This window comes from Ruegeria sp. C6 (assembly GCF_056537625.1).
The window spans coordinates 72,446-97,631 of sequence record NZ_JBQFRW010000007.1 but is presented as its reverse complement, the minus strand read 5'-3'; the positions used below and the strand labels follow the sequence as shown (position 1 = coordinate 97,631).

Sequence of the window (25,186 nt, the reverse complement as noted above, 5' to 3'; positions counted from 1 at the left end):
CATCAAGGTGTTGTATTTTTGGATCGCGCGCTCGCTATCTGCGCCCAACCTGACGGCAAATCAGGATAACCGGCAACAAACCAACCGCCAGTATAACCAGCGACGGAACCGCTGCGCCTTCAAGCCTCTCATCCGAGGCCAGACGGTAAGCCTGTACCGCCAATGTGTCGAAATTAAAGGGCCGCATGATCAGGGTCGCGGGCAGCTCTTTCATCACATCCACAAAGACAATCAGCAGTGCCGTTAGCAGCGAAGGCGTAAGGATCGGCAGATGCACCCGGCGAAGCGTTCCTAACGGGGTTTGACCCAGTGACCGCGCCGCGGCATCCATATTGGCGTGAACGGTACTCTGCCCACCCTCATACGCGCTGAGCGCGGCGGCCAGAAAGCGCACCATATAAGCCGCGATCAACAACCAGATGGATCCAGTGACCAGTAGTCCGGTCGAGATACCAAAGGTTTGGCGCATCCACGCGTCCAGCGCGTTGTCGAAACCCGCAAATGGGACGATCAGCCCCACGGCAATCACGCCACCCGGCACCGCATAGCCCAACCGCGCCACATAAGCCGCCATTGCGGCCCCGCGTCCGGGGCGCAGGCGTTGGAAGAATCCTATCGAAATCGCCGCGCTGACGGTGATAACCGCCGCAGTCCCCGCCAGTGTCAGCGAGTTCTGTATGAACCCGATATATCGGCGCGACAGCAGGTTCTGCTCGGATTCCAACCCCATCTGCACCAGGATAACCACAGGCAGAAGGAATCCGAACAGGACGGGAATTGCGCATAGCAGAAATGCCGCAAGTGATTGCCATCCCTTGAGTTGCGCCGCTGGCAGGCCTGCGTGGCGCTTGCCTGCCTGATAGTATTTGGCCTTGCCGCGCTGTGTCCGCTCGGCCACGGCCATGACAAGCGCAAAACCCAACAGACAAAGGGCGAGTTGCGCCGCAGCAGCGCGATCAGCCATGGAAAACCAGCTTGTGTAGATGCCAGTGGCAAAAGTCTGCACACCGAAATAGGCGACTGTGCCGAAATCGGCGATGGTTTCCATCACCGCCAGCAAGACGCCCCCTGCAATCGCCGGGCGTGCCATCGGCAGGGATACGCGCCAAAAGGCATGCCAGGGGCCGTTGCCCAGCGCCCGGGCCGCCAGAAAGGCCGTGGCGCTTTGCTGCAGAAACGCCGCGCGCGCAAGCAAGTAGACATAGGGATACAGCACCAGGATCAACATCACCGCCGCACCCTCGGTCGAGCGAATCTCGGGGAACCAATAGTCGCGCGGGCCCCAGCCGGTCACATCCCGCAGCGTGGTCTGAACGATTCCGGGGTGATCCAGAATGAAGGTATAGGCATAGGCCAGCACATAAGCCGGAAAGGCCAGCGGCAGGACCAGAGCGATTTCCAGCCACCGCACTCCGGGAAAGCGGGTCATCGTGACCAGCCAGGCAGCGCCGACACCAATCGAAAACGTCCCTGCTGCGACCAGCACCACCAGGATCACCGTGGTCAGCGCATAGCCAGGCAAAACAGTCTCTAACAAATGGGAAATTGTGTCGGTGCCACCGGTCACCGCCGCTAGAACAACCGCCACCATTGGCAACAGACAAGCGGCCGCCACGACATAGGCAATGCCGCCCACAAAGCGTGTACCTAGGGCGCCGCGATTATGCGTTCCGTGTTCTGAATATTCGACTTCGGCCATGGCGTCTGACTGAGAATCCCATAGGGTCTGCCTTTAATCGACTAAAACTCTAAGAAACACCAGTGGGCCCACTAACAAAAACTGCGGCAATGTTTGCCGCAGATCCCTATTCATAAACGCGCTGATCCTCGATCACCAAGCCATCTTTGGGCAAAGAGCCCGGCGCCACAACTTCAATCGCGCCTTTCAGTTTCAGGACTTCGACCACCGATTTTGCATAGGCACCATCGTTCTCGCAGGGGCTTTCGATCTGAACGGTCATGGTATCCATCTCGCCCTGTCGCGCCGCAATGACACGCGCCTTGACGATTTCATCATGCTTGTCGACCAGCGCGGCCACCTGTTCGGGGCGGACGAACATGCCCTTGATCTTGGTGGTCTGATCGGCGCGACCCATCCAGCCATTGATACGCATATTTGTGCGCCCGCACGGAGACTCTCCGGGCATGATCGCCGACAGATCACCGGTGGCAAAACGGATCAACGGGTAATCGGGGTTCAGCGTGGTCACAACCACCTCACCTACTTCACCAGGTGCAACCGGGGTTCCTGTGCCGGGGGTGACGATCTCAACGATCACGTGTTCGTCGATGATCATACCCTCCATCGCAGGGCTTTCATAAGCTATGTTGCCCAGATCAGCGGTCGCGTAGCATTGCAGGCAGACGATGCCCCGATCGGCGTAATCCTGTCGTAGGCTTGGAAACAGCGCCCCGCCACCCACAACGGCCTTGGAAAATTTCAGCGCGACGCCCATGGCTTCGGCTTTATCCAGAATGACTTTCAGATAGTCAGGCGTACCTGCATATGCGGTGCAACCCACATCGCGCGCAGCTGTCACCTGCAACTCGGTCTGACCTGTACCTGCAGGCAGGACCGACGCGCCAACGGCCTGCGCGCCGCTTTCAAAGATCATGCCCGCGGGGGTGAGGTGATAGCCAAAACAGTTCTGAACGATATCGCCCGGACCAACCCCTGCAGCATTCAGGAACCGGCCCATGCGCCACCAGTCGTGATCAGTGCTGCCGGGTTCATAGATTGGCCCCGGAGATTGAAAGACATGCTGGAAATTCCGCGCCGGTTTGACGGTGAACCCTCCAAACGGAGGCCGGGTGCCCTGCGCCTTTGTCAGATCGGATTTTCGCAGAACCGGCAGTTGTGCCAGCGCCTGCATGTCTGTCACTGTGCCGGCGTCCACGTTGGACAGGATGCCGGCATATCCGGGCGCTTTTTGCGCGCGGGCAATCTGTTCTGGCAAGGCGCGCGCGTGATCAGCGGTGCGCTCGTCAGCGGATCGGGTTTCAAGCTTATCAAAATAGGTCATTGAAATATCCTCCACACGCTTACAGCCATCTCTTGCGGCGGCGGTATGAGCGCACGTCTCGAAAGCTTTTGCGGCCCTCGTCTGACATGCCGAGATAAAATTCCTTTACGTCCGGGTTTTCGCGCAATTCCGCGGCGGGGCCGTCCATCACCACGCGGCCAGATTCCAGAATATAACCGTAATGAGCAAACCTTAGAGCCACATTTGTATTCTGTTCAGCCAGCAGGAAGGACACGCCTTCCTTCTCGTTCAGGTCCCTTACGATGCCAAAAATCTCTTCGACAAGTTGCGGAGCCAGACCCATTGAGGGTTCATCAAGAAGGATGGTCTCGGGGCGCGACATCAGAGCCCTGCCCATCGCAACCATCTGCTGCTCACCGCCCGAAGTATAACCGGCCTGACTACGACGGCGTTCCTTCAAGCGTGGGAAGTAATTGTAAACCAATTCAAGGTCCTGCTGGATCGCGGCAGACCCGTCCTTCCGGGTATAGGCACCGGTCAGCAGATTTTCCTCGACTGTGAGGTGTTCGAAACAGTGGCGGCCTTCCATGACTTGAATGACGCCCTTCTCCACCAAGGCAGCCGGGTCGCTTTCATGCACGCCCTCGCCGCGATATTTAATCGAGCCTTTGGTGACCTCGCCCCGTTCCGAATGCAGCAAGTTCGACACGGCCTTCAATGTGGTTGTCTTGCCCGCACCATTGCCACCCAGTAGGGCTGTGATGCCGCCCTTGGGCACAGTCAGGCTGACGCCTTTCAGAACAAGGATCACATGGTTGTAGATCACCTCGATATTGTTGACCTCAAGCAGGGTTTCCGCCTGCACGTCAGTGGTTTGTGCCGCATCCAACATCAGCGCGTGTCCTTGTGCGAGTGTGGGGTTCGGGGCGGCAGCGATCCGCCGCCCCGTTTGGTTCAGAGCACCTTATTCGCAGCGCTGAGAAATATTGTTCTCAGCAGCATATGCGCCCGAGTCTTCGTCGATCAGTGCGTTGATGACCTCAGCGTCAGTCGGTTCGAAGCCCTGAATCGAGTTCCAGGTACCCGCCGCTGCATCCCACTGAACAACGCCGACAAGGCCTGGGCCGCCGTGGTTTTCGCATGAGACCGCGAATTCAGGTCCGAAACCGGCCATACCCAGCGCTTCCATCTTGGCGTTGGTGATCTCCAGCGCCTCCATGCCATCGCGCATCATCGATGCGTCGATCTCGGCAGTGCCGTGCATTTCTTGCGCGGTTTTCACTGCTTCTGCGGCCAGCATCGCAGCATAGAGGCCGCGGTTGTACTGCACCGTACCCAGTTGATCACCGGCGCCTGCAGCTTTGCCCGCATCGACGACATATTTCTTCAGGTCGTCATAGACAGGATAGTCGTCGCCCAGACCGGTGAAGGTCAGCGCTTTGTAACCGGTGGCCTTATCACCCGCAGGCTCAACATCAAACTCGGCCCCGGACCACCAGACGCCGATGAAGTTCTCCATCGGGAAGCGGATATTGGCGGCTTCTTGCACGGCGACCTGGTTCATCACGCCCCAGCCCCACATGATCACATAGTCGGGCTTTTCCCGGCGGATTTGCAGCCACTGCGACTTCTGCTCCTGACCGGGGTGGTCGACCGGCAGCAGGGTCAGGTCATAGCCATGTTTTTCAGCCAGTGTTTCCAGCGTACGGATCGGTTCCTTGCCATAGGCCGAGTTGTGATAGACCAGCGCGATCTTCTTGCCGCTCAAGTCGCCACCGTTTTCGTCCAGCAGATAGTTGATCGCGCCCGACGCCCCGTTCCAGTAGTTGGCAGGATAGTTGAACACGTTGCTGAACACCTTACCGTTTGCCGCCGAGGTGCGGCCATAACCCATTGTGTGCAGCGGAATGCCGTCTGCGGTCACTTTAGGGATCAACTGATAGGTGATGCCGGTGGACAGGGGCTGATAGACCAGAGCACCTTCGCCCTTGGTCGATTCATAACATTCCACGCCTTTTTCCGTGTTATATCCGGTCTCGCATTCGATCACGTTGGCCGCAACACCGCCGATACCGCCATCGCGTTCGTTCAGCAGTGTGAAGTAGTCGGCATATCCGTCCGCAAATGGGATACCGCCGGCCGCATAAGGCCCGGTCCGGTAACTGAGCGACGGGAATACGAGGTCGGCCATGACCGGACCTGCGGCCATCACGGCGCCCAGCGCCAGGGTTGCCAGTTTCTTTTTCATCGGGTGTCTCCTCCCTTGGTTGATCCGATGTTGGGTTTCGGGTTTCACACCCGTCTTTTCGTTGGGCCGGTCCTTAGTGCGGGAACGGCCAGAGTCTGAGTTTCTCTTTCGCCACACGCCAAAGCTGCGCCAGACCGTGCGGTTCGAGGATCAGGAACATGATGATCAGAGCACCGACGATTACGAGGTTCAGGTGCGCGACGATATCCGTGGGCCAGCCCAGCAGATCGACGCCCAGCAGCTTCAGTACAACCGGCAGCAAAACCAGGAAGGCAGCCCCCGCAAAGGATCCAAAAATAGACCCTAATCCGCCGATAATCACCATGAACAGCACCAGGAACGATTTTTGAATGCCGAACACTTCTCCAACCTCGACCGCGCCCAGATAGACCGCAAAGAACAGCGCCCCGGCGATGCCCACAAAGAACGAGCTGACGGCAAAAGCTGTCAGCTTGGCCTTGAGCGGGTTCACCCCGATGATCTCGGCCGCGATGTCCATGTCGCGGATTGCCATCCAGGTACGACCAGTGGTGCCGCGGGTCAGGTTACGCGCGATGATTGCGCAGACGGTCAAGAAGATCAGGCAGAACAAATAAGTCGCCCATGCCGGAGCATTCGGGCCAGTGATAATGATACCGAACACATCGCGTTCCGGCGCATTGATCTGTCCCGAGGCCGAGTAGTTGTAGAACCACGGCACCCGGTTAAACAGCCACACAAGGAAGAACTGCGCCGCCAGCGTGGCCACCGCCAGATAGAATCCCTTGATCCGCAGAGATGGCAGTCCAAACAAAACACCAACAATCGCAGTGATCCCTCCAGCAAGGATCACATGGATGAACATGCTGACATCCGGAAAAGCCGTCATCAACTTGTAACAGGCATAGGCCCCCACAGCCATGAACCCGCCGGTGCCCAGCGACACCTGTCCGCAATAGCCCACCAGAATGTTCAGCCCGATCGCCGCAATCGCATAGATCAGGAATGGCAGCAGCAGCGCGTTGGCCCAATAATCGTTGATGATGAACGGAATTATTCCAAACGCCACCGCCAGAACGACATAGTACCGATACCGGTCAAACTTGATCGGGAAAGTCTGGCTGTCGGCGATATATGAGGTTTTGAAATCCCCGGCCTCACGATAGAACATGTCTTACTTTCCCCATTCTTCCTGCGCCCGATTGCGGGCAGCGGCGTCCAGTTGATTGGACCCTTTGGCATATCCGGTGGCCTCGGAAGCGCGCACCAGTTTCATGTAAGCCAGGATGCCCATGACCAGCCCGGCAAAGGCCAGAATTACAGCGATCACAAGTTGGCCCTCGGTCAGATCGCTCGATGTCAGGGCGATGTAGCCGAAGGCCCAAAACCCCGCCCATGCGATCACGTTGATGATGGCAATCAGCTTGGTCACGCCCTACACCCTCTCGATGATCTTCTCGCCGAACAGGCCCTGAGGTCGGAACACGAGGAATATCAGCGCCAATACATAGGCAAACCAGTTCTCAGTCGCACCGCCAACCATTGGGCCGATGGCGAACTCGAACAGTTTCTCACCCACACCGATGATCAGGCCACCGACGATGGCTCCGGGGATCGAGGTGAACCCGCCTAGCATCAGCACCGGCAGCGCCTTCAGCGCGATCAGCGACAGCGAGAACTGAACGCCCGACTTGGTGCCCCACATGATGCCCGCGACCAGCGCCACGAAACCAGCCACCGACCAGACCATCACCCAGATGAAGTTCAGCGAAATCCCGACCGACAGCGCCGCCTGATGGTCATCCGCCACCGCACGCATCGCCCGGCCCTGCTTGGTGTACTGGCTGAACGCGACCAGAGCCGCCACCAGAAGTGCTGCGATGATCGTGGCCACGATGTCCAGATTGTCGATGAAGAAACCGTAGTCGAAGATATTAAAGGTCGTCTCGTCAATCCACAGGTTGATACCCTGCGGCAGACCCACATCCAGCGTCTTGATCTCGGACCCCCACATCAGGTCGGCGACGCCCTCAAGGAAATAGGCCAGACCGATGGTCGCCATGAACAGGATGATCGGTTCCTGTCCGACCAGATGGCGCATCACGAACCGCTGCACGCACCAGGCCAGCAACACCATCACGGCCATGGTCAGAATAATCGCAAGCAACGCGGGCACATTCCAACCAAAATTGTACACGTGCGTGCCGAAAGTCGCGTTGATCAGGTGCGCAAAAGGCACCTGCCCGTTCATGATTCCGACCAGCGTCATCGCGGCAAACAGGGCCATAACCCCTTGGGCATAATTGAAAATCCCCGACGCCTTGTAGATCAACACAAAGCCGAGCGCGACCAGCGCATACAGCACCCCAGCCATCAGACCGTTGAGGATGACCTCCATCGCGAAGATTAATTGTTCAGGCATGCCAGCCCCTCCCCAATTCTGCCCGGACCTCAGTCATGGCTGACCCCCAAATAGGCATCAATGACTTCTTGGTTGTTGCGCACCTCATCCGGGGTGCCGTCACCAATCTTTTTGCCGTAATCCATCACAACCACACGGTCGCTCAGATCCATTACCACGCCCATATCGTGCTCGATCAGCGCAATCGTGGTGCCAAACTCGTCATTCACGTCGAGGATAAAGCGGCTCATGTCCTCTTTCTCTTCGACGTTCATCCCGGCCATCGGCTCATCCAGCAGCAGCAGTTTCGGTTCCGCCGCCAGCGCGCGCGCCAGTTCGACGCGTTTCTTCAACCCGTAAGGCAGGCGGGACACCGGCGTTTTGCGGATGTGCTGAATCTCAAGGAAATCAATGATCTTCTCGACCGCCTCGCGGTTCTCGGTCTCTTCTGCCTCGGCCTTGCCCTTCCACAGCGCTTGCTGAAGAATATTGGTCTTCATAAAACCCAAACGCCCGGTCATCACGTTATCCAACACGCTCATGCCTTCGAACAGAGCGATGTTTTGAAACGTCCGCGCGATCCCCTGCTGCGCCACCTCGAACGGCCGCATCAGAGGGCGCTTGGAGCCGTGAAACCAGACCTCACCTTCTTGCGGGACATAGAACCCCGAGATCACATTCAACATCGAGGATTTGCCCGCGCCGTTTGGCCCGATGATCGCCCGGATCTCACCCTCGCGAATATCGAACGAGATATCCTTGATTGCCACCACGCCGCCAAAGCGCAGGGTGATGTTCTTCATCTCCATCACCACACCGCCGATCTTGCGGCCGTCTTCGGTGACATATCCTTCGGAGTTATCCAGCATCAGAACCTCCCTGACACAAAAACGGGATGGCGGGCGGGGCGATGACCGCAGGTCGAGCGGCGCGCTTCAGCCCACTCATTCCGCCGCCACCTTGTGCTGCGCGACCGGAACCACTGGCGCATCGACAATTTCCAACGTCGCAGAAATCGATCCCTTTCGACCATCTTCATAGGTCACTTCAGTCGTGGTCGAAACGCTCGACGACCCGTCGTACAACGCCGCTATAATGTCGCTGAATTTGTCCTCGACAAACCCACGCCGCACCTTGCGGGTCCGGGTCATCTCGCCATCATCGGCATCCAGTTCCTTGTGCAACACCACGAAGCGATGCACCTGACAACCCGATAGCATTTCATCGGCGGCAACCGACTTGTTTACCTCTTCCACATGCGCCTTAATCGTCTCTAACACACGCGGATGTCCCGCCAGTTCTTGGTAAGATGCATAAGCAACGTTGTTGCGTTCCGCCCAGTTTCCAACCGCTGTCAAATCGATATTGATGAAAGCCACGCATCGATCCTTGCCATTCCCGAACAGCACGACTTCAAGAATATCGGGATAGAATTTCAGCTTGTTCTCGACATACTTCGGCGCAAACATCGAACCATCAGCCATCTTGCCCACGTCTTTGGCACGATCAATGATCCGCAGATGGCCTGAATTCTCCTCGATGAACCCGGCATCCCCCGTCGCCACCCAACCTTCGGCATCCTTGGTCGAAGCCGTCGAATCCGGGTTGTTGTAATACTCGACGAACACGCCGGGTGAGCGGTAATGAATCTCGCCCTTATCATCGATCTTCAGCTCGACATCTGGGGCCGGAACACCAACCGTATCCGCCCGTACCTCGCCATCCGGCTGCACGGTGATGAACACGGTCGCTTCGGTCTGACCGTAAAGCTGCTTCAGGTTAATGCCCAAAGAGCGGTAGAAATCAAAAATTTCCGGCCCGATCGCTTCACCCGCCGTATAGCCCACACGGAACCGGCCATAGCCAAGCGTATCTTTCAGCGGGCCATAGACCAGCAAATTGCCCAGCGTGTATTTCAGCTTGTCGCCAAAGCCCACCGCCTTGCCGTCCAGCAACAGGCCACCCACCTTCTTGGCATGGGCCATGAAATAATGGAACATGCGCTGCTTCAGCTTGCCCGCATCCTCCATCCGGATCATCACGTTGGTCAGCTGGGTTTCGAACACCCGCGGCGGGGCAAAGAAATAGGTCGGCCCGATCTCGCGCAGGTCTGTCATCATCGTGTCGGCGCTTTCGGGGCAGTTCACGCAGAAGCCGCACCAATAAGCCTGACCAATCGAGAATATGAAATCGCCAACCCAAGCCATCGGCAGGTAAGACAGGATGTCTTCGTTCCGGGTCAGATGATCGAATTCCGCCGAGTTCTTAGCGCTTTCGATAACATTGCGGTTCGACAGCACCACGCCCTTGGGCTTGCCCGTGGTGCCCGAGGTATAAAGCATCACGCAGGTATCATCGTAAGTGATCGCCGCAATGCGCTTGTCCAGTTCCGCATCAAACCGCGCGTGCCCCGCACTGCCCTCGGCCATGATGTCCTCAAGCGCGTTCATCTGCGAGTGGTCATACTTCCGCATCCCGCGCTTGTCGGTATAGAGTATGTGTTTGACTTGATGCAGGTTTTCCTGAATCTCGATGACTTTGTCGACCTGCTCCTGGTCACCGCAGACGACATATTTCGCGCCGCAATGCTCCAGCACATAGGCCATCTCTTCGGCGACCGAATCCTGATACAGAGGCACCGGCACCGCGCCTACCATCTGTGCGGCAACCATCGACCAGTAATGGGCGGGCCGGTTCCGACCAATCACAGCAATATGGTCACCCTTTTCAACGCCAAGTTCTAGAAACCCAAGCGCGATGGCACGGATTTCTTTGGCGGCTTCCGCCCAGGTCCAGCATTGCCAGATCCCGAATTCCTTTTCCCGATAGGCCGGGGCATCCCCGAACTGGGTCACATTGCGGTGTAATAGCGCCGGAAGAGAGTCCTTCCCTTCAGCGCCCGACTGCGTCTGAGCCAATCTTTCTCTCCTCCCCACCCGACCCCTCCCCGGGTCGGAAATGGCGGGTCCGGGTCAGGCCCGAACGCCAATGCCCCGATTAGGAGCACTGGCACGATCAGCGTCAAGTTTTGCCTGATGTTTTCTCAATTCTTACGAATTGTAACAGGGGTGGAGGGGTGATCTTTCGAGTTGTACGAAACGCGTAAGAAGGCTTACCAGCTGTCATGCGTTGGCGAAGAGTGGCCGTTTAACGGCATGAGTGACTTTGGTTCCAGTTACATCAATTGATAATTCCTACGAGCTAAGAAATACAGGAATGTTAACTTGAGAAGGAGCAGTACTTGCTGACGTATGCGTCATAAGCCTCTGTAAACGTAATAGCTTTTGTTTCTACACCGGGCCCTGTCATCGAAATCACCATGCTATCTCGCCACTCGTAGTAGTGGCTATTTCCGTCACCTCTAGGAGAAGGAGACGTATCCGACGAGGGCTCTCTTAACACCGATCGTTCTTGTCTCGTAAGCGTGCCATCTCGCATTGTGAATCCGTACAGCGCCAAACCTACCTCAGGTGTACCGTCGTAAAGCTTGCCATAGGCGTACTTCTTTCCAGGAAAACGATTGTCCTCATTGAGTTGAGCGTCAATCATATCGAATTGGAATGAAGTCCAGAGAACCCAGCCATGGTTGGGTAATTCGCGCCACCTAAAGGTGGTCATTTGACACCCATCAACCTGAACTTCACGGCGTTCATCTTCGAATTGATGGCTTCCCCCTTGCATCAGAGCCGCGACGAGTTCTTCCCTTTCGCCCGCGTACGCAGTCGTAGAAAGAAAAATCAAAACTGCAGGAATATTCTTCACAACTTTTTCTCGATATATATGGAAAAAACTACAACCAATCCCGCAAAATCGGAATCAACGGGACATCCGCCGCGGGCATCGGATAGTTCCGCAGGTCATTTGCCCGCACCCATTTCAACGCCTGGCCTTCCTTGGACTGTGGGATGCCTTCCCACTTCCGGCAGGCAAATAGCGGCATAAGCAGATGGAAATCGTCATAGCTGTGGCTAGCAAAGGTCAGCGGGGCGAGGCACGAGGCCCAGGTGTCGATGCCCAGTTCCTCGTGCAACTCGCGGATCAGGGCGGCCTCGGGGGTTTCGCCGGGTTCGATTTTGCCGCCAGGGAATTCCCAGAGACCGGCCATGGATTTGCCCTCGGGACGTTCGGCCAGCAGGACGCGGCCCTCGATGTCGATCAGAGCGACAGCAGACACCAATACTGTCTTCACGAGCGATAATCCGCGTTGATCTCGATATATCCGTGGGTCAGATCGCAGGTCCAGACGGTGGAAGCGCCCTGACCCAGTCCCAGATCGACTGCGATCACCAAATCCTGACCTTTCATATAGGCCGCAGCGTCTTCCTCGCGGTAGTCGGGGCTGACCCAGCCTTTTTCAGCCACAAGGATGTCTCCGAACGATATGCTCAAAAGGTCGCGGTCTGCAGCAGCACCGGATTTGCCGATGGCCATGACGATGCGGCCCCAATTCGGGTCCTCGCCCGCGATGGCGGTTTTGACCAGCGGGGAGTTGGCGATAGCCAGCCCGTGGGTTTTGGCATCAGCATCCGTGGCGGCGCCGGTCACACGAATTTCGACGAATTTCGTGGCCCCTTCGCCGTCGCGGACCACTTGCTGCGCAAGGTCCAACATCACTGTTTCCAGCGCTTGCGCGAAAGCGGCATTGCCGGCGGCATCGACGCCCGATGCCCCGGTGGCGCAAAGCAAGAGGCTGTCGGATGTCGAGGTATCGCTATCCACGGTGATGCAGTTGAAGGTCCGGTCAGTCTGCGCGCTCAGCATCGCCTGCAGCGCTGATTGCTCGATCTGAGCATCGGTGAAGATATAGACCAGCATCGTCGCCATATCGGGCGCGATCATGCCGGAACCCTTCGCAATCCCCGCAATAGAGACTGTTTGGCCGCCAATATCGACCTGCGCCGACGACCCCTTCGGGAAGGTGTCGGTGGTCATGATCGCGCGCGCCGCGTCCTCGATCGCGTGACGGCTGAGGCCCGCCTTCAACGCCTCAAGCTGTGCAACGATGCGGTCATGGGGCAGCGGCTCGCCGATGACACCGGTCGACGAGGTAAAAACCCGATCTACCGCGACTCCGGTAGCTTTGGAGACGGCTTGCGTCACCTCGGCCACTGAGGTCTGCCCGTAATGGCCGGTAAACGCATTGGCGTTGCCCGAATTCACAAGGATCGCTGCAGGCCCGTCGCCGGGCCCGCCGATCTTGTCCTGACAATCCAGAACGGGGGCCGCACGGGTGGCCGAGCGGGTGAACACCCCCGCCACCGAAGTGCCCGGATCAAGAACGGCCAGCATCACATCGGTGCGGCCTTGATATCGGACACCAGCCTCGACAGTGGCGAAGCGCACACCGTCGATCGCGGGCAATTCGGGGAAGGCCGCCGGGGCCAGCGGTGAAACCTTGGTTATCGTGGCCACGGGGTTACTCCTGCAGCAGCTCCAGCTGGCGCATGACCTCGGGGCCGGCGCCCTCGAGCTCGGGACGCTCGATCTGCGCTTGCTCCGTCAACTCGTCAATCTTGGCCTGAATTGCTTCTTGCCGAATGGTCTGAGCCAATTCATCGCGCACGACCGCCAATTCGGGGGCCTCGGTCTTGCGCTTGTCGTTCAGCGTGACCACGTGCCAACCGAACTGGGTTTGCACCGGATCCGAGACCTGACCCTTTTCAAGGCCAAGCACGGCACCTTCAAACTCGGGCACCATCTGGCCTTTGCCGAACCAGCCCAGCGCACCGCCATTGGGGCCAGAGGGTCCTGTGGATTTTTCTTTCGCTAGCTCAGCGAAATCTGCACCTTCTTCCAGTTGGGCTTTGACAGCTTTGGCTTCGTCCTCGGATTCGACCAGAATGTGGCTGGCATTGAACTCGTCTTCGCCCTGAAACTCGGCGAATTGCGTGTCATAGGCGGCCTGTATGGCCTCATCAGTGACACTGGCGGCTGTCAGCGCTTCGACGGTTTGCACGGCGCGCAGGGACCGGGTTTCGTTTTCCAGTCGAAGGGCGTTGAGTGTATTCAGCTCTTCCTGTTCAAGGCTCAGAAGGTGCTGCTGGACAAGTTGCTCGAGGATGAAATCATATAGCACCTCATCTTCAAGCTGCTGATACTGCGCCGGCAGCGCCGAGGCGGTGGCGATGACGTGACCCAATGTGATCTCGTCGCCGTTCACGCGGGCAACCACGGTGTTGGCATCCGGTGCGTCCTGGGCGGCCAGCGGCAACGCCATCACGGCAGCAAGCGCAAGCGATGGCAGAAAAGTGAGGCCTTTGGGCATGGAATTATCCTATTTCTTTGCCGCGACAGGGCGCAGCGTTGACACTGTGGAACCTGCCCCTTACATCGCTTTGAAGCCTTGGACAGGGCCGCCTTTCACCCCCCGTATCTAGGGGCTGCGCGCAAGGTGGGCAAGCCTGTCGCAACCAAGAAAAAAACAGATCCGCTGGAGTGAACATGCTGGGACTCGGAACGCTCGCCAAAAAGGTGTTCGGAACACCGAACGACCGCAAGATCAAGGCGGCCCGCCCGCTGGTCGAAAAGATCAATGCGCTGGAGCCGGAGTTCGAGATCCTGACCGACGATGGCCTGATCGAGAAAACCGCTGAGCTGCGCAAACGAGCGCTGGACGGTGAAAAGCTGGATGACTTGCTGCCGGAAGCATTTGCCAATGTCCGCGAAGGGGCCAAGCGCGCCCTAGGTCTTCGGGCCTTTGATGTGCAGTTGATGGGTGGTTTGTTCCTGCACCAGGGCAACATCTCGGAAATGAAAACGGGTGAAGGCAAAACCCTGGTCGCCACCTTCCCCGCCTATCTGAATGCACTGACCGGCAAGGGCGTACATGTGGTCACGGTGAACGAATACCTGGCCAAGCGCGACTCGGAATGGATGGGCAAGGTGTTTGCGTCCGTTGGCATGACGACCGGTGTGATCTGGTCGGGCCAACCGGATGCCGAGAAGATGGCGGCGTACAAGTGTGACATCACCTATGCCACAAATAATGAGTTGGGCTTCGACTATCTGCGCGACAACATGAAGGCCGATCTGGAACAGGTCTATCAGAAGCACCACAATTTCGCGATCGTCGACGAAGTCGACTCGATCCTGATTGATGAGGCGCGGACGCCGCTGATCATCTCGGGGCCGGCACAAGACCGATCGGACCTTTATACTGCCATCGATACCGTGATCCCGACGCTGCAGGACGATCATTACTCGCTCGATGAAAAAAGCCGCAGCGTGACGTTCACCGATGAAGGCAACGAGTTTTTGGAGCAGCAACTGCTTTCAGCGGGTCTGCTGCCCGAGGGGCATTCGCTGTACGACCCCGAAAGCACCACTGTAGTGCATCATGTCAATCAGGGCCTGCGCGCGCATAAACTGTTCCAACGCGACAAGGACTATATCGTTCGGGATGGCAATGTGGTGCTAATCGACGAATTCACCGGTCGGATGATGCCGGGCCGCCGCTTGTCGGAAGGTCTGCACCAAGCCATCGAAGCCAAGGAAGGCGTACAGATTCAGCCCGAGAATGTGACTCTGGCCAGTGTGACATTCCAGAACTATTTCCGCCTCTATGACAAGCTGTCCGGCATGACCGGTACTGCGCTGACCGAGGCGGAAGAATTTCAGGAAATCTATGGTCTGGGTGTGGTCGAGGTTCCGACCAACAAACCAATCGCGCGTGAGGACAAAGACGACCAGGTCTATCGCACGACAGCCGAAAAATACGGTGCCATTATTGAACAGGTCAAAAAGGCCGGTGAAAAAGGTCAGCCGGTTCTTGTCGGCACCACGTCGATCGAAAAGTCCGAAGTAATCAGCCAGATGCTGACTAAGGAGGGTATCGAGCACAATGTTCTGAACGCCCGTCAGCACGAACAGGAAGCCCAGATCGTGGCAGATGCCGGCCGTCTGGGTGCGGTGACCATCGCCACCAACATGGCGGGTCGCGGTACTGACATCCAGCTGGGCGGTAACGTTGAGATGAAGGTGCTGCAGGCGCTGGCGGAAAACCCCGAGGCTGACCCGGCCGAGTTGCGTGCGGCAGAAGAAGCCAAGCACGCTGAAGAAAAGGAAAAGGTGCTGCAGGCCGGTGGTCTTTACGTAATGGCGTCCGAACGTCATGAAAGCCGCCGGATCGACAACCAGCTGCGCGGGCGTTCGGGACGCCAAGGTGACCCGGGCCGCACCGTGTTCTACCTGAGCCTGGAAGATGACCTGATGCGCATCTTCGGTTCGGAACGTCTGGACAAGGTCCTGACCACGCTGGGTATGAAAGAGGGCGAGGCAATCATTCACCCCTGGGTGAACAAATCGCTGGAACGGGCGCAATCCAAAGTCGAAGGTCGCAACTTTGACATGCGCAAAAACGTTCTGAAATTCGACGACGTGATGAACGATCAGCGGAAAGTCGTGTTCAGCCAGCGGCGTGAAATCATGTCAGCGGATGATCTGTCGGATGTCGTGTCCGATATGCGTGAGCAGGTGATCGACGATATGATCGACGAATTCATGCCGCCAAAATCTTATGCAGATCAATGGGATACAGAAGGTCTGCACGAAGCGGTCAAAGACAAGCTGACCATCGATGCGCCGGTTCAGGACTGGGCCGCCGAGGAAGGCGTAGACGACGAGCAAATCCGCGAACGTCTGATCAAGGCCGCCGATGAAATGATGGCGCAGAAGGCCGTGGCCTTTGGCCCGGAAAACATGCGCAACATCGAAAAGCAGGTTCTGCTGCAGACTATCGATGGCAAATGGCGCGAACATCTTTTGACGCTTGAACATCTGCGCTCGGTCGTGGGTTTCCGTGGCTATGCACAGCGCGATCCGCTGAACGAGTACAAGAACGAAAGCTTCCAGCTGTTCGAAGGGATGCTTGATTCCTTGCGCGAAACCGTCACTCAGCAATTGTCGCGCGTGCGCCCGCTGAGCGAAGAAGAACAGAAGGAAATGCTCGCGCAGATGGCGGCGCAACAGGCACAGGCGCAGAATGCTGTGGATCAAGCTGCCGGGAATGCTGAGGCGATCGCCGAAGCCGAAGCGTCTGGTGACAGTCGTCCGGGTTTTGTCGAGGATGATCCTTCGACTTGGGGTAACCCGTCACGCAATGATCCTTGCCCCTGTGGCTCGGGGAAAAAATTCAAACATTGCCACGGCAGGTTGACTTAACGTCACCTGCTTTCCACCACAATGAGTCCGCCTCACGGCCACATATTGGCCTTGATTGGGAAGCAAATTGCGACTCGCTCCTTCAACTGGGGAGGGTGTCTTGTTTGTCATTAAGAACTACGTGACCACGGGCGGAACCGTTGCCTGCGCTCTGGCCATTGGATATTTGATGCAAAGCGGATCGGCGCAGCAACCCAATGCTGAGCCGAGCGGTGAACGCGTCGCTTCGATCTCGGAACAGGACTCGGACCTGACCGGACTGGAAAGCGTTGTCCTGACCTCTTCTTCCCCGACAGAAACGCGTCCCAAGGATGTATCTCAATCCATACGCTCAGCGCCAGAAACCAGCCGTTTGCCTTCGAATTGCGATATGAGCGCTCGCGCCATGGCTGTGCCCGGCGCCAACGTACGGCTGCGGGTCAAGGCCCCCTGCCACGCCAATGAGACCATCGAGGTTCATCACAACGGGCTGGTTTTCAGCACCGAGACCGATGCGCTTGGCGGCTTGAACCTGACCATCCCGGCGCTGTCAGAATACGCTATTTTCCTGATCTCGCTGCCGGATGAGAAAGGCACCGTTGCGACGACGCATGTGCCCGAGATCAACAGCTTCAACCGGGTTGCCTTGCAGTGGCAGGGCGAAACCGATCTGCAGCTTCATGCGCTGGAATTCGGCGCAGGTTACGGGGAAGAAGGCCACGTGTGGTCAGGGTCCCAGACCGGCGGCGCGGGCTCGGTGATCCATCTGGGTCAGGGCGGTTCGGACGTCGCGCGCAACATCGAGGTTTATTCATACCCCATCGAGACCGCAACCGAGGCCGGAAGTATCACACTGTCAGTTGAAACTGAGGTCACTGAAGCAAATTGCGGCAAGCCCCTAAACGTGCAATCATTGGAATGGCGCGCGGAACGGCTACGCTCACGCGACCTGTCGCTGGATATGCCCGGTTGTGAGGCAGCTGGCGATTTTCTGGTGTTGAATAATCTGTTCTCAGACCTGACAATCGCTGCCAAATAAGCAGCAGGCAGATCTACGGTTTCCAATGAACATTCTTCGTGCGGCGTTCGCCGCGCTTTTTGCCTTATCCTTGGCACAAAGCGTATTCGCGCAGGACATCACTTTGACCTCGCATGACGGCAAGGTAGAAGTGGTCGGCACCCTTCTTGGTTACGACGGTGAATTCTACCGTGTCGATACGCAATTCGGAGAGCTGACGGTCGATGGATCGGGGGTCACCTGCGACGGCCCAGCTTGCCCCAACCTGACGGATTTTGTGGCCGAAGTTCGTTTCTCTGGCTCATCAGTAATCGCCGAGACACTGCTGCCCGCGCTTGCACAGGGCTTTGCCATCGAGGAAGGGTTAACCCTGTCACAGCCCGAGGGCACCGGAGACCTGCGGGTCTACGCCCTGAATCAGCCTGATCGGCAGGCGCCTTTGGCGAGGTTCATATTTCGTGCAACGGATACGGCTGACGGCTTTATTGATCTGGTTGAGAACACCGCAGATGTCGTGTTGGCGCAGCGGGAAATTCGATCAGACGAACTGGAGTTGACCAAAGCCGCTGGGCTCGGAGATCTGACGCAAACCCGCCGGTCGCGCGTCTTGGCTCTGGATGCAATCGTGCCAATCGTGTCGGCCGACAATCCCGTGCGCCAGATATCGCTTGCTGATCTGGTGAAGGTTTTCACCGCCGAGGTCGCAAATTGGGGCGATCTCGGTGGGCCTGATGCGCCGATCTCTCTGCATCTGCCACAGGTCGGTTCCGGGCTGGATCAGGCGGTCGAGGATTTTCTGTTAGCACCTGCCAACGCACATATGACCGCTCAGGTCACGCGCCACGATCGAAACAGCAATCTGGTGCGCACGGTCTCGAACGACCCGTTCGCGCTCGGCGTCGCCAGTCTTGCCGAGGCCGGGACTGTGCGCGCCCTGCCTCTGACCGGTGGGTGCGGACATGCCCTGTCGGCAACACGGCAATCGGTCAAGACCGAAGATTATCCGCTGACCTCACCCATGTTTTTCTATTTGCCACAAAGACGATTGCCCAAAGTCGCGCGACAGTTTTTGGCCTATACCCAAAGCAGCGCCGCACAGATGGTCATCCGGCAAGCCGGATTTGTCGATCAATCCCTTGAAACAATCCAGGTTGGGCTGCAAGGCGATCGGCTGGCCAATGCGATCAGCACCGGTGGAGCTGAGGTCGGGTTGGAAGAGTTGCAGCGCATGATCGAAACTCTCCGTCCACTTTCGCGGCTATCTTTGTCCTTTCGGTTCGAACCGGGGTCTTCGCGGCCCGATGCTCAGTCCCGGTCAAACATCTTGAACCTTGCGCAAGCTTTGGAAAGCGGAACGTTGGAGGCGCGTCAATTGATCTTTGTTGGGTTTAGTGACGGCGAGGGCGCGGCGGTCGCCAATTCACGTATTGCCCTGCAGCGAGCCAAAACCGTCCGAAACGCAGTGCTGGCATCGGTCGAAACCAGCCTCCCCGACAGCATCGAAATCAGTGTCGAGGGCTTTGGCGAGGCCATGCCGATGGCCTGCGACGACACCGAATGGGGCCGTAAGGTGAATCGTCGGGTCGAAGTTTGGATCCGATAACCCTTACAAATAGCCTTGCGAGCGGAAACTCAGTTCAGCCGATTTCCCGATGATCAGGTGATCATGCAAAGTCAGCCCAAGGGCGGAACACGCATCCTGAATCCGGTTGGTCATATCGATATCCGACTGCGACGGCGTCGGATCACCGGATGGATGATTGTGGACCAGGATCAGAGCCGAGGCATTGAGTTCCAACGCCCGCTTCGCGACCTCTCGCGGATAGACCGGCACATGATCCACCGTGCCTTTGGCCTGCTCTTCATCCGCAATCAGCACATTCTTGCGATCTAGATAAAACACACGAAACTGCTCGATCTCGCGGTGCGCCATCGTGGTGTGACAATAGTCCAGAAGCGCATCCCATCCCGAGATCACATGCCGTTGCATCACCCGGGCACGCGCCATGCGATGGGCACAGGCCTCAAGGATTTTCAGATCGGTAATCACCGTGTCCCCAACGCCTTTGATCTGACGCAGCCGTTCCTCGGGTGCAGTCAACACACGATTGAAATCACCAAACTCTTCCATCAGTGCCCGAGCCAGCGGTTTCACATCCTGACGCGGGATGGATCGGAACAGAGCAAGTTCCAGCAGTTCATAATCCGGCATCGCTGCTGATCCGCCAGACATGAACCTTTCGCGCAGCCGCTTGCGATGGTCTTTGATGTAGGAGGGTAACCGACCAACGGGCAGCGGCTGCGCCGGTGCTTCATCCGTATCGAACAGCATGGGGGCTTCGGCAAAGGCGTCTTGGGTCATAACACCACTCTGACGCAGAATCGGTTTCCGAAAAGTTAACGCGCCTTATCCCTGCCCGCCGGATCGGCAACACACGGATCCCCTGTTTCATCTGGCCATAAATATCTCGGGGGGGTCGCCCAAAGGGTGATGGGGGCAGAGCCCCCCTGCTCAACCGTTTAACCCTTCATGCCATCCCAGAAGGACTTTACAGAAGAGAAAAAGCTTTTAGATTCCGGGTGGTTATCTTCACCCAAATCGTCAAACTCACGCAGAAGTTCTTTCTGACGACTGGTCAGATTGACCGGAGTTTCCACGGCAAGTTCGATGAACATATCCCCGATGCCTCCGCCGCGCAGGGCGGGCATGCCTTTGCTACGCAGGCGCATCTGGCGGCCCGACTGGCTGCCGGCAGGAATCTGAACACGACCGCGACCACCGTCGATGGTCGGCACCTCGATCGAACCGCCAAGTGCTGCCTTGGCCATGCTGACTGGCACACGGCAATAGAGGTTCACGCTGTCACGTTCGAACAGCTTGTGCTCGGAAACTTCGACAAAAATATAGAGGTCACCGGGAGGACCACCACGCATTCCGGCCTCACCCTCACCAGCCAGACGAATCCGGGTGCCGGTCTCGACACCGGCAGGGATGTTCACGGACAATGCACGATCTTTTTCAACGCGCCCCGCACCTTGGCACGACTTACAAGGGTTCTTAATGATCTGACCCAAACCAGAGCAGGTCGGGCAGGTGCGCTCAACCGTGAAAAAGCCCTGTTGCGCGCGAACCTTGCCCATGCCGGAACAAGTCGGACATGCGGTAGGTTCAACACCACCTTCGGCACCAGTTCCCTCGCAAGAGGAACAGGCCACAGCCGTAGGAACGTTTATGGTTTTCTGCAGGCCTGCATAAGCCTCTTCCAACGTGACCCGCAGGTTATAGCGCAGGTCTGAACCGCGTGCAGCGCGACGGCCCCCGCCTGCCCCACGCTGGCCACCCATGAAGTCGCCGAACAGGTCGTCGAACACGTCAGAGAACGCGCTGGAGAAATCGCCCTGACCGAAGCCGCCACCGGGACGGCCGCCGCCACCGCCCATGCCGTTTTCAAACGCGGCGTGACCAAAGCGGTCATAAGCGGCTTTCTTGTCAGCATCGCGCAGAACATCGTAAGCCTCGTTGGCCTCTTTGAACTGCGCTTCGGCATCGGGGTTGTCCTTGTTGCGATCGGGATGCAGCTGTTTGGCTTTCGAGCGAAAGCCTTTTTTGATCTCATCCGCAGAAGCGCCCTTGGACACGCCGAGCACTTCGTAATAGTCGCGTTTGGACATCAGTATTTCCTTCTGCCTCAACGTAATCGGGCCGGCCCGGCAACCGGACCGGCCCAAATTGGCCCGGTTACCCGTTAGTTACGCTTGTCGTCGTCCAGATCTTCGAACTCGGCGTCGACAATGTCATCGTCACCCGGCGCGGCATCTGCGGCTGCGGGCTCATCTTCGCCCTCTTCCGCCTGTGCCTTATAGATCGCCTCACCCAGTTTCATGGCCGCTTCGGTCACGTTCTGGATGCCCGACTTGATCTTGTCGGCATTGTCCGTTTCCAGCTCATCCTTGAGCGCAGCAACGGCCAGCTCGATCGCTTCGACGGTCGACGGGTCGACCTTGTCGCCATGTTCCTCGATCGATTTCTCGGTCGCGTGAACAAGGCTTTCGGCCTGGTTCTTGGCTTCGACAAGCTCTTTGCGGGCCTTGTCCGCCTCGGCGTTTTCCTCGGCATCCTTGACCATCTTGTCGATATCTTCGTCCGACAGACCGCCCGAGGCCTGAATGGTGATCTTCTGCTCTTTGCCGGTGCCTTTGTCCTTGGCCGAAACCGAGACAATGCCGTTGGCGTCGATGTCAAAAGTCACCTCGATCTGAGGCATGCCGCGCGGTGCGGGTGGGATCTCTTCTAGATTGAACTGACCCAGGATCTTGTTGTCCGCAGCCATTTCGCGCTCACCCTGGAAACAGCGGATGGTCACGGCGTTTTGGTTATCCTCGGCGGTCGAGAAGACCTGAGACTTCTTGGTCGGAATGGTCGTGTTGCGGTCGATCAGTCGGGTGAATACGCCACCCAGCGTCTCGATGCCCAAGCTGAGCGGGGTCACGTCCAGCAGAACCACGTCTTTGACGTCGCCCTGCAGAACACCGGCCTGAATGGCGGCGCCCATGGCAACAACTTCGTCCGGGTTCACACCTTTGTGTGGCTCCTTACCGAAGAACTTGGTGACCTCTTCGATCACTTTCGGCATCCGGGTCATACCACCGACCAGAACAACCTCATCCACGTCGCCAGCCGACAGGCCTGCGTCTTTCAGGGCAGCCTGGCAAGGCTTCATCGACTTCTTAATCAGGTCGCCAACCAGCGATTCCAGCTTGGCACGGGTCAGTTTCATGACCATGTGCAGCGGTTGACCGTTCGAGCCCATCGAGATGAACGGCTGGTTAATCTCGGTCTGCGAGGTCGAGGACAGCTCGATCTTGGCTTTTTCAGCGGCTTCTTTCAGACGCTGCAGGGCCATCTTGTCGGCAGACAGGTCGACACCGTGTTCCTTTTTGAACTCATCCGCCAGGTAGTTGACGATGCGCATGTCAAAGTCTTCACCACCCAGGAAGGTATCGCCGTTGGTCGACTTCACCTCGAACAGGCCGTCGTCGATTTCCAGAATGGTTACGTCGAAAGTACCACCACCAAGGTCATAAACCGCGATGGTTTGGGTTTCTTCCTTGTCAAGACCATAGGCCAGAGCAGCCGCTGTCGGTTCGTTGATGATCCGCAGCACTTCCAGACCGGCAATTTTACCGGCGTCTTTGGTGGCCTGACGCTGTGCGTCGTTGAAGTATGCCGGAACGGTGATAACCGCCTGCGTGACTTCCTCACCCAGATAGCTTTCTGCGGTTTCCTTCATCTTGCCCAGAGTGAAGGCCGAGATCTGGCTTGGGGAGTACTTTTCACCGCGGGCTTCAACCCACGCGTCGCCATTGCCGCCATCAACGATGGCGTAGGGCACCATTTTCTTGTCTTTTTCGACTTCTGCATCATCCACACGACGACCGATCAGACGCTTGACGCCAAAGATCGTGTTGTCGGGGTTGGTGACCGCCTGACGTTTTGCAGGCTGACCGACCAGACGCTCATCTTCTGTAAAAGCGACGATCGAGGGCGTGGTCCGCGCCCCTTCGGCGTTTTCGATGACCTTCGGCTGCGAGCCGTCCATGATGGCCACACACGAGTTGGTGGTACCGAGGTCAATCCCGATTACTTTTCCCATATTTTCAATCCCTTTCTCTTCAAGGCGATGTCCCGAGGGTTGGACCCGTTGCGGCATCCTGCCCCCGATTGATGTGCGCGACAGCACTACACCATCGCGCGTCGAGGCGTATATAAGGGCGAGAACAGGGGCCTGCAAGCGTTCAGAAACGCAGGTTTTCGGGAATCTGTGGCCTTTTTTGGCAAGGTTTTGGCAAGGTTTGGGGATTCTGGAATGGCGCGGCTGTTATTGCGCGGATTTGATATTCGGAAAGGCTATTTGGATGCGGCGGCGCAGTCGCATCTAGTTGACCTGCTTAGGCCGATTCTGAAAGTGGCACCGCTTTATCGGCCCGTGACACCTTCGGGCAAGGAAATGTCAGTGCGCATGACCTCGGCCGGGGTGCTGGGATGGGTCACTGACCGGGCGGGCTATCGGTATCAGGACACGCACCCAAAGGGCATGACATGGCCCGCGATTCCAGATGAGATTTTGACCATCTGGCAGGACCTGACCGGCGCGGATCGCCAGCCCGATTGCTGTCTGATCAACTATTACGGTGAAGGCACCAAGATGGGCCTGCATCAGGACAAGGATGAGGCCGATTTCTCGTGGCCCGTGCTGTCGATCTCATTGGGCGATGACGCGCTGTTCCGTATCGGTAACACCACGCGGGGCGGCAAGACCGAGTCGATCTGGCTGAGCTCGGGCGATGTGGTGATCATGGGCGGCCCGGCACGCTTGACCTATCACGGGGTTGATCGCATCCGGTTTGGATCATCCAAACTTTTGCCAAAAGGCGGACGCATCAACCTGACATTGAGGGTCGCAACGTGAAGTGCGATCCAATATCCGGGAACAGTTTTTAGAGTACAGCACGTACAGCAAAGATCAGCGTCGCGCATCCCAGCTTTTCGAGACCTGCTTACGGGTATAGAACTCGCCCAGCAGGCCGATCATCGTTAAAACTATTCCGACCCAAAGCGCATATTCCCAACTGGTATTTCGGGGAAAGTAATTTCGGAACACAAAACCACGGCATTGATCGATGATGTGAAACAGTGGGTTCCAGGCAAACATAGTCAGCATGAAGCCGCCCAACGCGTTGCCGACGAACATCTTGCCAGAAAATATCATGTTCAGACGACGGTACATACTTGTCAGGATGCTTACCGTATTTGGAAACCAGGGCTTTAGCGCCAGAAACACAAGACCGACCGAGCATCCTACAAACCATGCCAGCAAAAGCATCCCAAAAGCACCGCCGGGCTCCTGAATTACAAGGGGCGAGACGGCTACGCTGTAGACGAACAGGATGACCAGGATCGAGACAAGCTGCGTGTACAGAATACCGAAGGCAGATGCTGACAACATCACCATCATGGTCATCGGCGAATGCAGTGTCATCGGATTGTTGCCGGATCCAACCCCGGCGATAGCAGCGACAGACTTGATATGCGTCAGGAACAGAAAAACTCCGGAGAGCAGGAACAAAACCATCTCGCCCCGGATTTTGGCCATGCCGGTCATTCGACCAATTAGCGTCATAAGTATATAAAACGCCGTCACCAGAAGAACGACCTGAACAATGTTTATCAGGATTGCGATCACCGCATTTGAATGCTGCGAGCGGATATTGCGGACCACCGCATGGAATATAAGCTCGGCGGTGGTGAAAACCCCGCCCAGCAACGACTGATTTCGCTTGTAGTGAAACACTCGAATACTCTTTCCTGCTGTGTCAGCCGCAAATTGGCACGAAATTCTTGCTGTTCCGTATCCATC

Annotated in this window: 21 protein-coding genes; 4 read left to right on the top strand and 17 right to left on the bottom strand. The window is 57.3% G+C overall.

Annotated elements, in window-relative coordinates; translation table 11 throughout:
• Nucleotides 1-34: 34 nt before the first annotated feature.
• The 13 genes from ACR0MJ_RS18505 to ACR0MJ_RS18445 all read right to left on the bottom strand — a co-directional run bounded on the left by ACR0MJ_RS18505 (nucleotide 35) and on the right by ACR0MJ_RS18445 (nucleotide 13,877).
• Nucleotides 35-1,699 (bottom strand): ABC transporter permease, encoded by a 1,665-nt coding sequence (locus ACR0MJ_RS18505; RefSeq protein ID WP_170613512.1) that lies wholly within the window; start codon nucleotides 1,697-1,699, stop codon nucleotides 35-37.
• A 106-nt stretch (nucleotides 1,700-1,805) separates the two neighbouring features.
• Nucleotides 1,806-3,023: a phenylacetate--CoA ligase family protein gene (locus ACR0MJ_RS18500; protein WP_480762138.1), complete on the bottom strand. Its 1,218-nt coding sequence runs from the start codon at nucleotides 3,021-3,023 to the stop codon at nucleotides 1,806-1,808.
• Nucleotides 3,024-3,042: 19 nt separating this feature from the next.
• Nucleotides 3,043-3,876: an ABC transporter ATP-binding protein gene (locus ACR0MJ_RS18495; protein WP_170399269.1), complete on the bottom strand. Its 834-nt coding sequence runs from the start codon at nucleotides 3,874-3,876 to the stop codon at nucleotides 3,043-3,045.
• Between the two features lie 72 nt (nucleotides 3,877-3,948).
• Entirely contained in the window at nucleotides 3,949-5,232 is a 1,284-nt protein-coding gene (locus ACR0MJ_RS18490) for an ABC transporter substrate-binding protein (RefSeq protein WP_170408764.1), read from the bottom strand.
• A gap of 73 nt (nucleotides 5,233-5,305) precedes the next feature.
• Nucleotides 5,306-6,382, bottom strand: coding sequence for a branched-chain amino acid ABC transporter permease (locus ACR0MJ_RS18485; RefSeq protein ID WP_170627000.1), 1,077 nt, complete (start codon nucleotides 6,380-6,382; stop codon nucleotides 5,306-5,308).
• 3 nt (nucleotides 6,383-6,385) lie between these two features.
• Nucleotides 6,386-6,643 (bottom strand): hypothetical protein, encoded by a 258-nt coding sequence (locus ACR0MJ_RS18480; protein WP_170408766.1) that lies wholly within the window; start codon nucleotides 6,641-6,643, stop codon nucleotides 6,386-6,388.
• A gap of 3 nt (nucleotides 6,644-6,646) precedes the next feature.
• The gene (locus ACR0MJ_RS18475; RefSeq protein ID WP_480762137.1) at nucleotides 6,647-7,633 is read right to left on the bottom strand and encodes a branched-chain amino acid ABC transporter permease; all 987 of its coding nucleotides are present in this window, start codon (nucleotides 7,631-7,633) and stop codon (nucleotides 6,647-6,649) included.
• 29 nt (nucleotides 7,634-7,662) lie between these two features.
• Nucleotides 7,663-8,481, bottom strand: a complete 819-nt coding sequence (locus ACR0MJ_RS18470; protein ID WP_480762136.1) for an ABC transporter ATP-binding protein — start codon at nucleotides 8,479-8,481, stop codon at nucleotides 7,663-7,665.
• A gap of 75 nt (nucleotides 8,482-8,556) precedes the next feature.
• Nucleotides 8,557-10,530, bottom strand: coding sequence for an AMP-binding protein (locus ACR0MJ_RS18465; protein WP_480762135.1), 1,974 nt, complete (start codon nucleotides 10,528-10,530; stop codon nucleotides 8,557-8,559).
• A 301-nt stretch (nucleotides 10,531-10,831) separates the two neighbouring features.
• Nucleotides 10,832-11,374, bottom strand: coding sequence for a hypothetical protein (locus ACR0MJ_RS18460; RefSeq protein WP_480762134.1), 543 nt, complete (start codon nucleotides 11,372-11,374; stop codon nucleotides 10,832-10,834).
• Between the two features lie 28 nt (nucleotides 11,375-11,402).
• Nucleotides 11,403-11,801 carry a (deoxy)nucleoside triphosphate pyrophosphohydrolase gene (locus ACR0MJ_RS18455; RefSeq protein WP_480762133.1) on the bottom strand — a complete coding sequence of 133 codons (399 nt, stop codon included), beginning with the start codon at nucleotides 11,799-11,801 and terminating at the stop codon, nucleotides 11,403-11,405.
• On the bottom strand, nucleotides 11,798-13,024 hold the full coding sequence (gene argJ, locus ACR0MJ_RS18450) for a bifunctional glutamate N-acetyltransferase/amino-acid acetyltransferase ArgJ (RefSeq protein ID WP_480762132.1): 1,227 nt from the start codon (nucleotides 13,022-13,024) through the stop codon (nucleotides 11,798-11,800). The genes ACR0MJ_RS18455 and argJ overlap by 4 nt, the downstream gene beginning before the upstream one ends.
• A 4-nt stretch (nucleotides 13,025-13,028) precedes the next feature.
• A complete protein-coding gene (locus ACR0MJ_RS18445; RefSeq protein ID WP_223117288.1) occupies nucleotides 13,029-13,877 on the bottom strand; it encodes a peptidylprolyl isomerase in 849 nt (282 codons plus the stop codon).
• A 176-nt stretch (nucleotides 13,878-14,053) separates the two neighbouring features.
• Here ACR0MJ_RS18445 and secA point away from each other — a divergent pair, with 176 nt between their 5' ends.
• The 3 genes from secA to ACR0MJ_RS18430 all read left to right on the top strand — a co-directional run bounded on the left by secA (nucleotide 14,054) and on the right by ACR0MJ_RS18430 (nucleotide 19,371).
• On the top strand, nucleotides 14,054-16,771 hold the full coding sequence (gene secA, locus ACR0MJ_RS18440; RefSeq protein ID WP_170636726.1) for a preprotein translocase subunit SecA: 2,718 nt from the start codon (nucleotides 14,054-14,056) through the stop codon (nucleotides 16,769-16,771).
• A gap of 100 nt (nucleotides 16,772-16,871) precedes the next feature.
• Nucleotides 16,872-17,789 carry a hypothetical protein gene (locus ACR0MJ_RS18435; RefSeq protein ID WP_480762131.1) on the top strand — a complete coding sequence of 306 codons (918 nt, stop codon included), beginning with the start codon at nucleotides 16,872-16,874 and terminating at the stop codon, nucleotides 17,787-17,789.
• A 25-nt stretch (nucleotides 17,790-17,814) separates the two neighbouring features.
• Nucleotides 17,815-19,371, top strand: a complete 1,557-nt coding sequence (locus ACR0MJ_RS18430; RefSeq protein WP_480762130.1) for a phosphate ABC transporter substrate-binding/OmpA family protein — start codon at nucleotides 17,815-17,817, stop codon at nucleotides 19,369-19,371.
• A 3-nt stretch (nucleotides 19,372-19,374) separates the two neighbouring features.
• On the opposite strand, the gene radC is transcribed toward ACR0MJ_RS18430, so the two are convergent.
• The 3 genes from radC to dnaK all read right to left on the bottom strand — a co-directional run bounded on the left by radC (nucleotide 19,375) and on the right by dnaK (nucleotide 23,422).
• A complete protein-coding gene (gene radC / locus ACR0MJ_RS18425) occupies nucleotides 19,375-20,130 on the bottom strand; it encodes a RadC family protein (RefSeq protein ID WP_170399305.1) in 756 nt (251 codons plus the stop codon).
• A 158-nt stretch (nucleotides 20,131-20,288) separates the two neighbouring features.
• Nucleotides 20,289-21,440: a molecular chaperone DnaJ gene (gene dnaJ, locus ACR0MJ_RS18420; protein WP_170399308.1), complete on the bottom strand. Its 1,152-nt coding sequence runs from the start codon at nucleotides 21,438-21,440 to the stop codon at nucleotides 20,289-20,291.
• 74 nt (nucleotides 21,441-21,514) lie between these two features.
• Nucleotides 21,515-23,422 carry a molecular chaperone DnaK gene (dnaK, locus tag ACR0MJ_RS18415; protein WP_170399312.1) on the bottom strand — a complete coding sequence of 636 codons (1,908 nt, stop codon included), beginning with the start codon at nucleotides 23,420-23,422 and terminating at the stop codon, nucleotides 21,515-21,517.
• A gap of 213 nt (nucleotides 23,423-23,635) precedes the next feature.
• Between dnaK and ACR0MJ_RS18410 the strand changes: the two genes are divergently transcribed.
• Nucleotides 23,636-24,238 (top strand): alpha-ketoglutarate-dependent dioxygenase AlkB, encoded by a 603-nt coding sequence (locus ACR0MJ_RS18410; protein WP_170802745.1) that lies wholly within the window; start codon nucleotides 23,636-23,638, stop codon nucleotides 24,236-24,238.
• Nucleotides 24,239-24,292: 54 nt separating this feature from the next.
• On the opposite strand, the gene ACR0MJ_RS18405 is transcribed toward ACR0MJ_RS18410, so the two are convergent.
• Nucleotides 24,293-25,120 carry an ABC transporter permease gene (locus ACR0MJ_RS18405; RefSeq protein ID WP_480762129.1) on the bottom strand — a complete coding sequence of 276 codons (828 nt, stop codon included), beginning with the start codon at nucleotides 25,118-25,120 and terminating at the stop codon, nucleotides 24,293-24,295.
• Nucleotides 25,121-25,186 lie beyond the last annotated feature (66 nt).

Excerpts from the sequence above, each read along its gene's own strand:
- ACR0MJ_RS18485 (WP_170627000.1), bottom strand. The coding sequence starts at position 6,382 with ATGTTCTATCGTGAGGCCGGGGATTTCAAAACCTCATATATCGCCGAC.
- dnaJ (WP_170399308.1), bottom strand. The coding sequence starts at position 21,440 with ATGTCCAAACGCGACTATTACGAAGTGCTCGGCGTGTCCAAGGGCGCT.
- dnaK (WP_170399312.1), bottom strand. The coding sequence starts at position 23,422 with ATGGGAAAAGTAATCGGGATTGACCTCGGTACCACCAACTCGTGTGTG.
- ACR0MJ_RS18475 (WP_480762137.1), bottom strand. The coding sequence starts at position 7,633 with ATGCCTGAACAATTAATCTTCGCGATGGAGGTCATCCTCAACGGTCTG.
- radC (WP_170399305.1), bottom strand. The coding sequence starts at position 20,130 with ATGACCCAAGACGCCTTTGCCGAAGCCCCCATGCTGTTCGATACGGAT.
- ACR0MJ_RS18505 (WP_170613512.1), bottom strand. The coding sequence starts at position 1,699 with ATGGCCGAAGTCGAATATTCAGAACACGGAACGCATAATCGCGGCGCC.
- ACR0MJ_RS18495 (WP_170399269.1), bottom strand. The coding sequence starts at position 3,876 with ATGTTGGATGCGGCACAAACCACTGACGTGCAGGCGGAAACCCTGCTT.
- ACR0MJ_RS18430 (WP_480762130.1), top strand. The coding sequence starts at position 17,815 with ATGAACATTCTTCGTGCGGCGTTCGCCGCGCTTTTTGCCTTATCCTTG.
- ACR0MJ_RS18410 (WP_170802745.1), top strand. The coding sequence starts at position 23,636 with ATGGCGCGGCTGTTATTGCGCGGATTTGATATTCGGAAAGGCTATTTG.
- ACR0MJ_RS18490 (WP_170408764.1), bottom strand. The coding sequence starts at position 5,232 with ATGAAAAAGAAACTGGCAACCCTGGCGCTGGGCGCCGTGATGGCCGCA.
- ACR0MJ_RS18500 (WP_480762138.1), bottom strand. The coding sequence starts at position 3,023 with ATGACCTATTTTGATAAGCTTGAAACCCGATCCGCTGACGAGCGCACC.
- ACR0MJ_RS18470 (WP_480762136.1), bottom strand. The coding sequence starts at position 8,481 with ATGCTGGATAACTCCGAAGGATATGTCACCGAAGACGGCCGCAAGATC.
- ACR0MJ_RS18445 (WP_223117288.1), bottom strand. The coding sequence starts at position 13,877 with ATGCCCAAAGGCCTCACTTTTCTGCCATCGCTTGCGCTTGCTGCCGTG.
- secA (WP_170636726.1), top strand. The coding sequence starts at position 14,054 with ATGCTGGGACTCGGAACGCTCGCCAAAAAGGTGTTCGGAACACCGAAC.